We start from the raw sequence: 14,637 nt of genomic DNA, 5'->3' as shown, positions 1-14,637 counted from the left end.
CGGTTCCGGGGCCCTGCGCATGTCCGAAACGGCCGGGGATGGCTCCCCAAAGGGGGGTGGTCTGACCCGCGCCGGTCAGACCACCGTGCCATCACTGTGCGGCCGCGTGCTCCGTCCCCGTCCGCTCCGTCTCCGTCTGCTTCGCCGCAGCGTCGATCGCCGCGAGCGACTTGCGGACCTGGTTGCGGTCCGTGGTGAACCAGAAGTCCGGCAGCGACGCCTTCAGATAGCCGCCGTAGCGCGCCGTGGCCAGCCGCTGGTCCAGGACGGCGACCACGCCCCGGTCCCCGGACGCCCGTACGAGACGGCCCGCGCCCTGCGCCATCAGCAGGGCGGCGTGGGTCGCGGCCACCGCCATGAAACCGTTGCCGCCGGCGTCCTCCACCGCCTTCTGCCGGGCACTCATCAGGGGATCGTCGGGGCGCGGGAAGGGAATCTTGTCCATGACGACCAGCTGGCAGCTGGGGCCCGGGACGTCGACGCCCTGCCACAGCGACAGCGTGCCGAAGAGGCACGTCCTCGGATCGGCCGAGAAGTTCTTGATCAGTTCGCCGAGCGTCTCCTCGCCCTGCAGCAGGATCGGGAACTCGGGGATCCGGGAGCGCAGCTCCTCGGCGGCGAGCTGGGCGGCCCGCATGGACGAGAACAGGCCGAGCGTACGACCGCCGGCCGCCTGGATCAGCTCGCTCAGCTCGTCCAGCATGTCAGTGCGCTCGCCGTCCCGCGCGGGGCGCGCCAGATGCTTGGCGACGTACAGGATGCCCTGCTTGCGGTAGTCGAACGGCGAGCCGACGTCCACACCCTTCCACTTGGGCAGGTCCTCGCCCTCCGCCCCTTCCGGGCCGAGTCCCAGTGAGGCGCCGACCCCGTTGAAGTCACCGCCCAGCTTGAGCGTCGCCGAGGCGAGGACGACGGCCCGGTCGGCGAAGAGCTTTTCCCTGAGCAGCCCGGAGACCGACATGGGGGCGACCCGGAGGGAGGCGCCGAAGCGGTCGTGCCGCTCGTACCAGACGACGTCCCATTCCGAGCCGTTCAGGACCCGCTCCGCCACGTCGTGCACCGTCTCCACCGAGGCCAGCGCCTGCTTGCGGACAGCGTCCTCGTCCTGGACGGACTTGTCGCGCGTGGCTCCCATCGCCGAGATGACCGTGCGGGCGGCGTCCCGCAGCGCCATCAGGGCGTAGGCGAGATCTTCCGGGATCTCCTCCAAGCGGCCCGGCAGCGCCAGTTCCATGAGCCGCTCGAAGCCCTCGGCGGCGGTCTGGAGCTGGTCGGCGGCCTTCTCGTTGACGAGTTTGGCGGCGCGGCGCACGGCACGGTTGACCTGTCCGGGCGTGAGTTCTCCGGTGGCGACGCCGGTGACCCGGGAGACGAGTTCGTGCGCCTCGTCCACGATCAGCACCTCGTGCTGGGGCAGCACCGGGGCGCCTTCAATGGCGTCGATGGCCAGCAGCGCGTGGTTGGTGACCACGACCTCGGCGAGCTTGGCACGCTCACGGGCCAGCTCCGCGAAGCATTCGGCGCCGTACGCGCACTTCGACGCGCCCAGACATTCCCGCGACGACACGGACACCTGGGCCCAGGCACGGTCGGAGACGCCCGGCGTGAGATCGTCCCGGTCGCCGGTCTCCGTCTCGTCCGCCCAGTCCCGCATCCTCAGCAGGTCCTGGCCCAGCTTGCTGGTGGGTGCGGCGGCCTCGAACTGATCGAAGAGGCCGTCCTCCTCGTCCTGCGGCATCCCCTCGTGCAAGCGGTGCAGGCACAGGTAGTTCGACCGGCCCTTGAGCATGGCGAACTCCGGGCGGCGGCGCAGCAGCGGGTGCAGGGCGTCGACCGTACGCGGCAGGTCGCGCTCCACGAGCTGGCGCTGCAGGGCGAGTGTGGCCGTCGCGACGACCACCCGTTCTCCGTGCGCGAGCGCGGGCACGAGATAGCCGAGCGACTTTCCGGTGCCGGTGCCGGCCTGGACCAGCAGGTGGGATCCGTCGTCGATCGCTTGGGCGACCTCTTCGGCCATGGTCACCTGGCCAGGGCGCTCCGTACCGCCGACGGCGGCGACGGCGGCGTGGAGGAGTTCGGAGAGGGAGGGCTTCGTCATAGCCCGACCACCCTACGACCCTGCACTGACAAACGGGTGGTCATGGCGGGGAGAGGGGGCGGGATCACGGCCGGGCTCCTGGGCAGGTGGAGTGGGTGGGGTCGGTGGGGTGGCTGGGGTGTGGGGCTGGTGGGGGGGTGTCTGATGTCGGGGTGTGGTGCGATGCGCTTCGTGCCGCTGCCCAGGGCGGGGCTGGGAGGGGCGCGAACCCGGGGCGGGGGGAGCCCTCAGAAATTTCTGGGATCACGGGAACACCGCGGAACCGCCGCTCGTATCTCATTGTGAACGCGCAGTCACATGACGCTACAGCAGTTGGCGCAGGGACCGGTCCCGGATCATCAGGGCAGCCCGTTTGCCCGGCAGGTCGATCTCGGCCGCGAACCGGAAGCCGGCGCTGAGGAAGGCTGAGACGGAGGGGGTGTTGCCAAGAGCAGGTTCCGCTACGACGCGTGTGCACGCGGGGCGCCGGTCCAGGATCAGGTCGGCTACGGCTCGGAGCAGGGCGGATCCCACCCCCCGTCCCCGGTCCGCGGCGTCGCCGAGGAGGACGTGGATCCCGGTGTCGTGCGGGCGGGCAGAGTAGTGGCGGGCCAGCGGATCCAGGTCTGCCCGGTAGATCTCCCAGTAGCTCATGGGCCTGCCGTCGAGTACGCCGAGACACGGCACGCTGCGCCCGCCACCGCCGAGTTGAGCCCGCAGGTGGTCCGCCGTCCGGTGCCGGGGCCCGGCCAGCTCCCAGAACTCCGCGACGACGGGGTCGTTCATCCAGCGCTGGAGGAGCGGCAGATCCTGCTCGATGCGTACGGGGGCCAGGCGGAAAGCCCCTACGGAGGTCATCACCGGACCCCATGAGGGGATTCGGTCGAGGAGGTCGGCCGTCGAGCCGGCGGGCAGTGCGACGAACTCGGTGGGCAGTCGCAGCTCCAGCGTGTCCTCGCTGTCCGGGTCGTCGTCCTCGACCGTGAACCCGCGGAAGCGAGAGGTTCGAGGGCCCGTGACGTCCGCGCGGGGGCCGGTGGGGCCCGGTTGGGCAGGGGCAGGGCCGGTTCCGGCGCTCGCATCGGTGGGAGGCACGCTGCGCTCCTCTCAGGAGACGGGGTGGGTCATGTTCCTCGGGTGTGCGGGGGACGGGGGCGGTTCGCTGAGGGTGCGGTCCGCTCGGGTGGTGCGGTGAGGTGTTTCGCTCAGGAATGAAGGGGGTTGGCGATGGTGACGTAGACGGACTGGGTGTCGACGGGTCCCACGAGTTCGTCGAGGCCGTGCAGCCGGGTCAGCAGGTTGGCCTTGCAGCGCAGGACGGGTGAGTCGAGCAGGAGACCGGGCAGCGAGGTGCGCAGCGGGGCGGGTCCCGAGGCGAGGTCGGCGAGGAATCGGCGGAACGCCGCGAGGAGCAGTCGCTCGTCGGCGAGGCGCTGGGAGCCGAAGGCGCCGATCAGCCCCAGTACGTTGTTGATGGCGAGGTAGTAGGCGAAGCGTTCGTCGGTGACCTCGTCGGTGACAAAGGTGTCGCTGTGCTCGCCGATGCCGGGCAGCCGGGCGTCCAGGTCGGATCGCCGGGACTCGCGGAAGTAGTACCCCTGGTTGTCGCGGTAGCGGCCGCCGGCGGGCCAGCCCTCGCGGTCCAGCAGGAGCAGGGTGTTCTGCTGGTGGGCTTCCAGGGCGATGCCTGCTTCGGCGTCCAGCCAGAGTACGGGCCGGACGACGTGCTCCAGGTATCGCAGGAACCACTCCGTGGCGACGGCGCCGACGGGCCGGCCGGTGCGTGCGGCGAGCCGTTCGACGAGCTGGGCCAGGCGGGACCGCAGCGGCCAAGCCGCCGGTGGGCTTGCCGGGTTGGGGGTCGGTCCGGTGACGGGGCGGGGCGAGACGAGCCCGGCGACGCAGCCGACGTCGTCGGCGGGGCCGAACGGGTTGTGCCGGATCATCACCTCGAGTCCCGGCACGGCCAGGCCGTCCGGGTCGTCGACGGCGAGCCAGGCCGGGTCGCGGACGATGTCGAAGCCGGGGTGTGCGGCCTGCCACTGCTTGGCCAGACCGGTGCGCAGCAGCCGGTGCACCTCCACTCCGCGGTGGAGTTCCTTGCGGAGGTTCTCCCGACGGGAGTTGGTGATGCGCAGGCCCAGCGACAGCTTGAGCATCGCCGGGGCGCCGGGCTGGTGGACGGTTCGTACGGAGGAGGTGGGGTGCCAGGGAGCCCCAAGCGGGCCGAGGTCGCTCAGGAGGCCGGAGTCGAACAGTGCGGCGACGCAGACACGGTGGCGTACCTCGCGCGCCTGCCAGGGGTGCAGCGGCAGGGCGGTGTAGCCGTCGGGCAGGGGCAGGGCGGTGCCGGCGAGACGTCGGGCGAGGTCGGCGGCGGCGACGGGACGGCCGCGTTCGGTCCAGGCCGAGTCGGTGGCGAGGAGAGAGGGGGCGACAGCCAGCCAGTGGAGGGGGAAGGAGCCGCGCAGCTCCGGTGAGTACCGGTCGGCTTCCGTTTCGGTCAGGCCTTCCCGGCTCTTCGGCGTCGGGTGCAGCGGATGCCCGAGGAGGAGTGCCTGTTCGGCGCTGAGGAAGAGGTCGGGGTGGTCGGTGGGGTGGCCACGCCGGTGGCGGATGAAGGTCGCGGTGCGGCGGGCGGAGTCGGCCACTCTTGCCACGAGATCACCGCCGTCACCGGTGCCGGGGCGGCCGCCTCCGGTACCGGTATCGAGACGGGGGCCGATATCAGGGCCGGGGACGAGACCGGGGCCGGGGCGGGAGCTGTGGGTCGGGCCGGGGACGGGACCGGGGCCGGAGCCGAGGCCGGGGTCCGCGCTGGAACCGAGGTCAAGGCCTGGGCCGGTGGCAGTGGCGCCGGGGGCCGTGGTGCCGTCGGCGGGGCCGCTGGTGCCCGCTGATTCCCTCCCGAGCAGTGCGGCGAGGGTGACGGCGTCGACGGTCGGCGCGGACTCGGGTGCGTGGGGGAAGCGGGGTGGGCCGAAGCGGTGCCAGCCCGTGGGGGACCAGTAGCGAACCGGTGCGACCAGGGCGGTGCCGCTGGCGGGCATCGGGATGCGGAGGCTGCCTGTCGTGGGGGCGGCGAGGCCGTTCTCGCGGACCCAGCAGCGCAGGAGGTTCTCCACGGCGGCGGCCTGGCCGGCGGTGTGGGGGTCGGGGTCCTCCAGCGGGTCGGCGCCGGGCTCCGTCCGTCGTGTGAGGTCCGCGTCCCGCCGCTTCTGCTGGGGAACCGACTCGGTGAGCGGAACCCGGGAGGGCGGTGCGCCGGAGCCTCCTGGTTCGTCGGGGACGCCGGAGCTGCCGTCGGGAGAGGGGGTGGCGTTCATGGCGGTTCCTCGGGGCTGGGGTGAGGCGGGGCGGCACGTTCCGTCGGGTGCTCGGTCGCCGTTGCCTCGGCCGGCCAGCGGCTGCCCGGGGCGGCGCCGGAAGGCCGGGTGGGTGGGAAGCGGGCGGAGGAGCGGGGCGAGAACGAGCGGGCTGTGAGGCTGTTCACCGACGGTCGGTGTCGGTGTGGAAGCCCGGGAAGGGGGCGAGTCTGGATGGAGCGGGACGACGGACCGGCGAGTGGTGCCGGCGGGCGGGTGCGGCAAGAACGGTGCTCAGCCCGCGCGCTCGGCTGGGCCCTGACGTCGCTGCTGGGGTGGGCCCTCGGCCTCGTGCCGGCGTGCCACGGCCTCCACCGCGTCGGTCAGGCGGTCGAGTACGGCCGTGGCCTGTTCGTCGCTGATCGTCAGCGGGGGAAGCAGCCGGACGACGGACGCGTGACGGCCCCCCAGCTCGACGATCAGCCCGCGCTCGAGACACTCCCGCTGCACGGCGGCGGCGAGGTCGGGCGAGGCGGGGTGGGGGGTGCGGGTGGGCTGCGGCTCGGCCGGTGCGGTGAGATGGGCGGCGGTGGATCCGGTGCGGGAAGCGGCCCCGTCGGCTTCCGGGTCGACCAGTTCGAGCCCGATCATGAGTCCGCGCCCTCGGACTTCACCCACGCAGGGGAACCGGTCGGCGAGAGCAGCGAGCTGGAACAGCATGCGGTGGCCGAGGGCGGCGGCTCGGTCGGCGAGGCCGTTCTCGCGGACGTGGGCCAGGGTGGCGGTGCCCGCGGCCATGGCGAGCTGGTTGCCGCGGAAGGTGCCGGCGTGGGCGCCGGGCTGCCAGACGTCCAGGTCGCCGCGGTAGACGATCACGGCCAGTGGGAGGCTGCCGCCGATGGCCTTGGACAGGACCATGACGTCGGGGGTGATGCCGCTGTGGTCGACGGCCCAGAAGGCGCCGGTCCGGCCGACACCGGTCTGGATCTCGTCGGCGATGAGGGGGACGGATCGGACCGCGGTGAGGTGACGCATGCGGCGCAGCCAGTCGTCCGGGGAGGGGATGACTCCGCCCTCGCCCTGGACGGGTTCGAGGATCATCCCGGCGGGCAGCGGTACGCCGGACTTGGGGTCGTCGAGAAGGGACTCGGTCCAGCGGGCGGCGAGTTCGGCGCCGCGGGGGCCGCCGACGCCGAAGGGACAGCGGTAGTCCTGGGGGTAGGGCAGCCGGGTGACCTGGACGTCGGAGGCGCCGCCGGAGGCGGCCAGGGCGCCGGCGGTCATGCCGTGGTAGGCGCCGGTGAAGGCGAGGATGCCGGTGCGGCCGGTCGCGGCCCGCACGAGTTTGAGGGCGGCCTCGACGGCGTCGGTGCCCGCCGGTCCGCAGAACTGGACGCGGGCGCGGCCGGCGAGGCCGGGCGGAAGGGTGCGGAACAGTTCGGTGATGAAGGCGTCCTTGACGGGCGTGGCGAGGTCGAGGACGGAGAGCGGGGCGCCGGAGTCGAGGACCCTGCGGATGGCTTCCAGCACGACCGGGTGGTTGTGGCCGAGGGCGAGGGTGCCGGCGCCGGAGAGGCAGTCCAGGTAACGGCGGCCGTCGGCGCCCTCGATGGTGAGCCCCCTCGCCCGGACGGGCACGATGGGCAGGGCACGGGCATAGGTGCGCGCCGAGGACTCACGCGCCGACTGGCGTCTCAGGATCCCCTCGTGCACGGCCCCCGCTTCCCCGGGTGCACCTCCTGCCATCGACTCCGTAACGGCCACGGCGCGCTGTCCTCCCCGCTGTCCAGAGGCGAGTTGATCCATGGGGACCGGTCACAGGCAGCAGGCCCCCCACCCCCTACAACCGCGGAGCGTTCATCGGGTTACGGGTTGCGCGGAGATCAGTGCCGCGATCTTTGCCGTGACTGCTCGTGGGTGCCGTCCAGGCGCCGGACTGCCCGCGGGCTGTCTCGGTCACGCGGAGCACGGGCAGGCCCTGTCCGTCTCCGCCGTCACACCCGTCTCCCTGCCGAGTGCCAGGTCAGGCGGCTTGTAGCCGAACCGTTGCCGTTCCATCGGAACTCCCCCACAGCGACCGCATAGGGTGTGATGCCGTTCCAGAAGGATGTGGGACCGGCGTGAACTCCTCGTGGGATCCGCACCGGTGACGCATCCACAGCGTCGAGTTCCTTCACAGCAGGGGGAGTCAAGAGCATGCGATCCATACGGCCGTCGTCCACCGTTCGGGGAGGGAGGGGCCGACGCCGTGCCTCCCGCGCGCTGACGGCGGTCGCCCTCGTCTCGGCGCTGGCGATGACCGCCGCCGCCTGCAACGACGACGGTGACGACAATGCCGGCGGCGACCCGACCGTCGGCGCTGCCGCGGGCGGTACCGGCGACGGCAAGGTGCACATCCCGGAGGACCTCAAGCAGCGGCTCAAGGATCACGGGATCGACATCGACAAGTGGAAGAAAGGCGCCTGGAAGGACTGGAACAAGGAAGACTGGCTGCGCGAGGCCAACGACTTCATCAACCCGGTCATCCAGGGCCTGTGGGACCCGGACCGGATGCGGGACGCCGACGACCCGGACAAGGGCGTCGACGAGAACGACATCTCCGGTGACCAGGGGGTGACGGACCCGACGCCGCAGCCCGTTCAGGCGCAGGCGGTGGCGCCGCCGTACCACAGCAACGCGGCCCTGTCGGGCAAGGTGTTCTTCGACGCCCCGGAAGGCACCATGGTCTGCTCGGCGACGGTCGTGACGGACCCGGCGCACCCCGGCAAGTCCAACCTCATCTGGACGGCGGGTCACTGTGTGCACGCCGGCAAGAAGGGCGGCTGGTTCCGCAACATCGCCTTCGTGCCGTCCTACAACAACCAGGGCAAGTCCGCCGCCGACTTCGAGAACGCCCCCCGCTCCGAGGTGGCTCCGTACGGCCTGTGGTGGGCCGACGCGGCGAAGACCTCGCAGCAGTGGATCAGCGAGGGCGGTGAGACGGGCGGCAACGGCGCTCCGTACGACTTCGCGGTCATCCATGTGACCCCCGAGCAGGGCAGCGGCGGCAAGTCGCTGGAGGAGACCGTCGGCGGGGCGCTGCCCGTGAACTTCGCCGCGCCGGCGGTGCCCGAGGTCAAGAGCATCACGGCGTCCGGGTATCCGGCAGCGGCTCCGTACGACGGCCGGCTGCTGTACCAGTGCCAGGACAAGCCGGGCCGGCTGTCCATCGACCAGGACGCTCCGACGATGTACCGGATCGGCTGCACGATGACCGGTGGTTCGTCCGGCGGCGGCTGGGTGGCGACGGGCGCGGACGGCAAGCCGGCGCTGGTGTCCAACACGTCCATCGGCCCGGTGAGTTCGGGCTGGCTGGCCGGCCCGCGGCTGGGTGACGTGGCCAAGGGTGTGTACGACTCGGTGAGCAAGCAGTTCGCCGGACAGTGAGCATGGCGAAGGCCCGCCACCCGGACGGGGTGGCGGGCCTTCGTGCTGCCGTGGGTCAGGCCGTGGAGACCGGTACGTACGGGGCCAGGTCCGCCGCCAGTTCCTCGTGCACCCGGACCTTGAGCAGGGTGCCCTCCGCGGTGTGCTCCTCGGAGATCACCTCGCCCTCGGTGTGGGCGCGGGCGACCAGCTTGCCGTGCGTGTAGGGCACAAGCGCCTCGACCTCGACGGAGGGGCGGGGCAGATCGTTGTCGATCAGGGCGAGCAGTTCCTCGATGCCCAGGCCGGTGCGGGCCGAGATGGCGATGGAGCGCTTCTCGATCCGCAGCAGCCGCTGGAGTGCCAGCGGGTCGGCCGCGTCCGCCTTGTTGATCACGACGATCTCGGGCACGTCGGTGGCGCCGACGTCCCGGATCACCTCGCGCACGGCGGCGAGCTGCTCCTCCGGGTCCGGGTGCGAGCCGTCCACCACGTGCAGGATGAGGTCGGAGTCACCGACCTCCTCCATGGTGGAGCGGAACGCCTCGACCAGGTGGTGCGGCAGATGTCGGACGAAGCCGACGGTGTCGGCGAGCGTGTACAGCCGGCCGCTCGGGGTCTCCGCGCGGCGGACGGTCGGGTCCAGGGTCGCGAACAGGGCGTTCTCGACCAGGACGCCCGCGCCCGTGAGCCGGTTGAGCAGGGAGGACTTGCCTGCGTTGGTGTAGCCCGCGATGGCGACGGACGGCACCTTGTTGCGCCGGCGCTCCTGGCGCTTGATCTCACGGCCGGTCTTCATGTCCGCGATCTCCCGGCGCATCTTCGCCATCTTCTCGCGGATCCTGCGCCGGTCCGTCTCGATCTTGGTCTCACCGGGACCACGCGTGGCGAGGCCGCCGCGACCGCCACCCATCTGCCGGGACAGCGACTGACCCCAGCCTCGCAGCCTCGGCAGCATGTACTGCATCTGCGCGAGGGCGACCTGCGCCTTGCCCTCCCGGGACTTGGCGTGCTGGGCGAAGATGTCCAGGATCAGGGCCGTACGGTCGATGACCTTGACCTTGACGACGTCCTCCAGCTGGATCAGCTGGCCGGGGCTCAGCTCACCGTCGCAGATGACGGTGTCCGCGCCCGTTTCGAGGACGATGTCGCGCAGCTCCTGGGCCTTGCCGGAGCCGATGTAGGTGGCCGCGTCGGGCTTGTCGCGGCGCTGGATGACGCCGTCGAGCACGAGCGCGCCCGCGGTCTCCGCGAGGGCGGCCAGCTCCGCGAGGGAGTTGTCGGCGTCCTGCGCGGTGCCGGTGGTCCACACACCGACGAGCACGACCCGCTCCAGGCGGAGCTGGCGGTACTCGACCTCGGTGACGTCCTCCAGCTCGGTGGAGAGGCCCGCCACCCGGCGCAGGGCGGCACGCTCGGAGCGGTCGAACTGCTCGCCGTCCCGCTCACCGTCGATCTCGTAGCTCCAGGCGACGTCCTCTTCCATCAGGGCATCGGCCCGGAGACCCTCGGGATAGGCGTGCGCGAGGCGCTTGGTGTCCTGGGAAGGGGAAGAAGAGGAGGTCATTGGATCCTTACGTCGATGAGAGTGCCGTTGCGGCGTCGGTACGGCGGTCACCAGGACCGCTCGTGGTGTTCAACGTACGAGTACCCCGGGAGATTCCCGTGTCGCCCGTACGCGCCGACCTGTAGATGGTCGCACGGTACGGCACGTCTCGTCATCGGGTTATCGCGCGATGCGCGGCTGGGCCGGGGCGGCCTGGGCCGTGGGTTTCCATTCCGGGTGGCCTGGCATCGGCGGGGTCTTCTCGGCGTACAGCCAGTCCCTGAAGAAGCCGGTCAGGTCGTGGCCGGCGACGGCTGAGGCCAGCCGGACGAAGTCGGCGGTGGTGGCGGTGGCGTCCCGGTGTTCCTGGACCCAGAGCCGTTCCAGCCGCTCGAACGCGGGCCGGCCGATCTCCTGGCGCAGGGCGTAGAGCACGAGCGCGGCACCGTCGTAGATGTTCGGCCGGAAGATGCTGATCTTCTGGCCGGGGGCGGGCGGCTTGGGCAGGGCGGGCGGGCCGCCGGCCTCGCGCCAGCGGTCGGAGGCTCCGTAGGCGGCCCTCATCCGGTCCTCCATGGTCCGGTGCGCGGTCTCCTCGGCGTACAGCGCCTCGTACCAGGTGGCGTGCCCCTCGTTCAGCCAGACGTCGGACCAGCTGCGGGGGGTGACGCTGTCGCCGAACCACTGGTGGGACAGCTCGTGGACCATGACCGACTCGACGTACCACTTCGGGTAGGCGGACTCGGTGAACAGGGTCTTCTCGAAGAGGGAGAGGGTCTGGGTCTCCAGTTCGAAGCCCGTGGCCGCCTGTGCCATGAGCACGCCGTAGGTCTCGAACGGGTACCGGCCGACCTTGCCCTCCAGCCAGGCGATCTGGCCGGGTGTCTTGGCGAGCCACGGTTCGAGGGCCTTGCGGTCGTCTGCGGGGACGACGTCACGGACGGGCAGTCCGTGCGGACCGTCGCGGCGGACCACGGCGGAGCGGCCGATGGACACCTGGGCGAGTTCGGTGGCCATGGGGTGCTGGGTGCGGTAGGTCCAGGTGGTGGTGCGGCCGATGCGGTCCGCTCCGGCGGGCAGACCGTTGGCCACGGCCGTATATCCGTTCGGGGCGGTGATCCGGAAGGTGAACATCGCCTTGTCGGACGGGTGGTCGTTGCACGGGAAGACCAGGTGGGCCGCGTCGGCCTGGTTCGCCATGGCGAGGCCGTCCGCGGTGCGCACCCAGCCGCCGTCCTGGTCCTTGCCGGGGACGGGATCGCTGGTGTGCCGCACGGTGATCCGGGTCCAGCTGCCCTGGGAGAGGGGGGCCTCCGGGGTCACGACCAGGTCCTCGTCGGCGCCGGCGAAGCGGGCGGGACGCCCGTCGACCTCCACGGACTGCACGGTGCCGTGCGCGAAGTCGAGGTTGATGCGGTCCAGGTCGGTGGTGGTCCAGGCGTCGATGGTGGTGACGGCCTGCAGCGGCTTGTCATGGGTGCCCGGATAACTGAAGGAGATGTCGTACGACGCCACGTCGTAGCCGGGGTTGCCCAGATGAGGGAAGAGCCGGTCGCCGACGCCGAGGGGCTCGGCGGGGGCCGCGGCGGCGACGAGGCAGACGGAGACGGCGGAGGCGAGGAGGGCCGTCTTCCGGGGCCGGGAGATCCTCGGCCGGGACCGGTGGCGTGGGGTGAGCAACATGGCCCATCGCTACCAGGGCGGGCGGGCGTCACTGCGGCGACGCGCGCCCGGCCCACCCGAACGGGTTGGCCGGGGACGCCGTCTTCAGGAAGCCGGTGCCTGGTGCCGGGGCTTCAGGAAGCCGGTGCCTGGTGCCGGGGCTTCAGGAAGCCGGTGCCTGGTGCTGGGCCTTCAGGAAGCCGGTGCCTGGTGCCGGGGGTTCAGGAAGCCGGTGCCTGGTGCTGGGCCCGGCTCACGTCGTACACCCCGGGGACGTCCCGCATGGCGCGCATCAGGGCGGGGAGGTGGGCCGCGTCGGGGAGCTGGAGGGTGTAGGTGTGGCGCACCCGCTGCTGGGTGGGCGGTTCGACGGTGGCGGAGACGATCTCGGCGCCCTCCAGCGCGATCGCCTCGGTGAGGTCGGCGAGCAGATGGGGGCGGCCGAACGATTCAGCGACCAGGGTGACCCGGCATTCGGCGGTGTCCCCCCAACGCACACCGATCTCCGCGCGCCCCCGGCTCTTCATGTGCTCCACCGCGGCGCATCCCACGCGGTGCACGGTCACCGCTCCCCCGCGGACCGTGAACCCGGTGATCTCGTCCGGCGGTACGGGGGTGCAGCACCCGGCGAGCCGTACGGCGGCCCCGGGCCGGTCCGCGAGGACGTCGGCGCGCCGGGGCCGGGCGGCGGGGGCGCGGCTCGCGGCACGGGCGGCGGAGGTCCTGTCCACGGGGCGGCCGGTGGGGGCGCTGTCCACGGGGCGGGCGGGCGGAGCCCCTTCGGCGGCCTCCGTGCGGACAACGCTGTCCAGCGCCGCTTGCGCCCGTACGCCGGCCTCCTCGGCAGCGGAGGGACGGATCCCGGCCCCCCTGGCGGCCGAGGCCCGGGTGGCGGCTGACGGGCGGCTGCCGGTCCCCTCGGCGGCCTCGGTCCCGGGGCCGGCCGCCTCCTCCCCGTGGGCGCCGGGGTGCGTCGCCAGCCAGCGCTGGATCGCGATGCGGGCGGCCGGGGTGTGGGCGTGCTCCAGCCATTCGCGGGAGGGCTCGGAGGCCGGGTCCTGGCCCATCAGGAGCTGGACGGTGTCGCCGTCGCGCAGGACGGTGCTGAGGGTGGCCAGGCGGCCATTGACGCGGGCACCGATGCAGGCGTGTGCGTCCTCGCCGTACTGCGCGTACGCGGCGTCCACGCAGCTGGCGCCCTCGGGCAGGCCGAGGGCGCCGCCGTCGGGACGGAAGACGGTGATCTCCCGGTCCTGGGCGAGGTCCTCGCGCAGGGTGGACCAGAAGGTGTCGGGGTCGGGGGCGGCCTGCTGCCAGTCGAGGAGGCGGGAGAGCCAGCCGGGGCGCGTAGGGTCGGCGCGCTCGCCGTCGGCGGGGTCGTCGGAGCCTGGAGCGTAGGGGTTGCCGAGCGCGACGACACCGGCCTCGGCGACCTTGTGCATCTGGTGAGTGCGGATGAGCACCTCGACGACCTGGCCGTCGGTCCGGGCGACCGCGGTGTGCAGGGACTGGTAGAGGTTGAACTTCGGTACGGCGATGAAGTCCTTGAACTCGGAGACCACCGGGGTCATGCACGTGTGCAGTTCGCCGAGGACGCCGTAACAGTCCGCGTCCTCGTTCACCAGCACCAGCAGCCGGCCGAAGTCGGTGCCGCGGAGCTGTCCGCGTTTGCGGGCCACGCGGTGGACGGAGACGAAGTGCCGGGGCCGGATGAGTACTTCGGCCGGGATGTCGGCCTCGCGCAGCACGTCGCGGACCTCGTCGGCGACCTCGGCGAGGGGGTCGCCGGAGCGGGCGGCGTTCTCGGCGATGAGTTCTCTTGTGTGCTCGTACTCCTCGGGGTGCAGGATGGCGAAGACCAGGTCCTCCAGCTCGGTCTTCAGCGCCTGCACGCCGAGGCGTTCGGCGAGCGGGATGAGGACGTCACGGGTGACCTTGGCGATCCGCGCCTGTTTCTCGGGGCGCATCACACCGAGCGTGCGCATGTTGTGCAGGCGGTCGGCGAGTTTGATCGACATCACGCGCACGTCGCTGCCGGTGGCGACGAGCATCTTGCGGAAGGTCTCCGGCTCGGCGGCGGCTCCGTAGTCGACCTTCTCCAGTTTCGTGACGCCGTCGACCAGATAACGCACTTCCTCGCCGAACTGTTCCCGCACCTGGTCCAGCGTCACCTCCGTGTCCTCGACGGTGTCGTGGAGCAGGGAGGCCGTCAACGTGGTCGTCTCGGCGCCGAGTTCGGCGAGGATCAGGGTCACGGCGAGCGGGTGCGTGATGTAGGGCTCGCCGCTCTTGCGCATCTGGCCGCGGTGCGAGGACTCAGCGAGCACGTAGGCGCGGCGCAGGGGTTCGAGGTCCGCGTCGGGATAGTGGGCCCGGTGGGCGTCCACCACGTGGCCGATGGCGTCGGGCAGCTTGCCGCGGACGGCCGGGCCGAGCAGCGCGGCCCGGCCGAGCCGGCGCAGGTCGATCCGCGGCCGGGACTTTCTGCGGGTCGTCGTGCCTGTCGTGGCCGTGCCTACGGCGCCCGCCACCGCGGGCACCGCCGACGCCTGAGGCGCTGTCGGCGATACCGGGCCAGGGGTCGCAGGGTTCGTGGCCTCCGCACTCATGGGCACCTCCGGCTCGTGGACCGGCGGACGGGG

The 14,637-nt window shown here is 72.1% G+C and carries 8 protein-coding genes; 1 reads left to right on the top strand and 7 read right to left on the bottom strand.

Translation table 11 applies throughout. The features are described 5' to 3' along the window. Positions 1 to 91: 91 nt before the first annotated feature. The 4 genes from JK359_RS24720 to JK359_RS24705 all read right to left on the bottom strand — a co-directional run bounded on the left by JK359_RS24720 (position 92) and on the right by JK359_RS24705 (position 7,146). Positions 92 to 2,098: an ATP-dependent DNA helicase gene (locus JK359_RS24720; RefSeq protein WP_201839759.1), complete on the bottom strand. Its 2,007-nt coding sequence runs from the start codon at positions 2,096 to 2,098 to the stop codon at positions 92 to 94. Between the two features lie 303 nt (positions 2,099 to 2,401). Next, complete coding sequence (locus JK359_RS24715) at positions 2,402 to 3,172, bottom strand: GNAT family N-acetyltransferase (protein ID WP_201839756.1); 771 nt, start codon at positions 3,170 to 3,172, stop codon at positions 2,402 to 2,404. 110 nt (positions 3,173 to 3,282) lie between these two features. Then, entirely contained in the window at positions 3,283 to 5,403 is a 2,121-nt protein-coding gene (locus JK359_RS24710) for an IucA/IucC family protein (protein WP_201839754.1), read from the bottom strand. Between the two features lie 273 nt (positions 5,404 to 5,676). Continuing rightward, positions 5,677 to 7,146: a diaminobutyrate--2-oxoglutarate transaminase family protein gene (locus JK359_RS24705; RefSeq protein ID WP_372445467.1), complete on the bottom strand. Its 1,470-nt coding sequence runs from the start codon at positions 7,144 to 7,146 to the stop codon at positions 5,677 to 5,679. A gap of 432 nt (positions 7,147 to 7,578) precedes the next feature. On the opposite strand from JK359_RS24705, the gene JK359_RS24700 reads away from it, so the two are divergent. Beyond that, positions 7,579 to 8,808 carry a trypsin-like serine peptidase gene (locus JK359_RS24700; RefSeq protein ID WP_201839742.1) on the top strand — a complete coding sequence of 410 codons (1,230 nt, stop codon included), beginning with the start codon at positions 7,579 to 7,581 and terminating at the stop codon, positions 8,806 to 8,808. 55 nt (positions 8,809 to 8,863) lie between these two features. Here the strand turns inward: JK359_RS24700 and hflX are convergent, their stop codons facing one another. From hflX to JK359_RS24685, 3 genes are all read right to left on the bottom strand, one after another. Beyond that, positions 8,864 to 10,354: a GTPase HflX gene (hflX, locus tag JK359_RS24695; RefSeq protein ID WP_201839740.1), complete on the bottom strand. Its 1,491-nt coding sequence runs from the start codon at positions 10,352 to 10,354 to the stop codon at positions 8,864 to 8,866. 159 nt (positions 10,355 to 10,513) lie between these two features. Continuing rightward, positions 10,514 to 12,016, bottom strand: a complete 1,503-nt coding sequence (locus JK359_RS24690; RefSeq protein WP_201839730.1) for a M1 family metallopeptidase — start codon at positions 12,014 to 12,016, stop codon at positions 10,514 to 10,516. 200 nt (positions 12,017 to 12,216) lie between these two features. Continuing rightward, positions 12,217 to 14,604: a RelA/SpoT family protein gene (locus JK359_RS24685; protein WP_201839728.1), complete on the bottom strand. Its 2,388-nt coding sequence runs from the start codon at positions 14,602 to 14,604 to the stop codon at positions 12,217 to 12,219. Positions 14,605 to 14,637: the final 33 nt, after the last annotated feature.

This window comes from Streptomyces actinomycinicus (assembly GCF_016741775.1).
In the GTDB taxonomy this organism is placed as follows: domain Bacteria; phylum Actinomycetota; class Actinomycetes; order Streptomycetales; family Streptomycetaceae; genus Streptomyces; species Streptomyces actinomycinicus.
The sequence above is the reverse complement of the archived record's forward strand: the minus strand, read 5'-3'. Positions and strand labels throughout refer to the sequence as shown.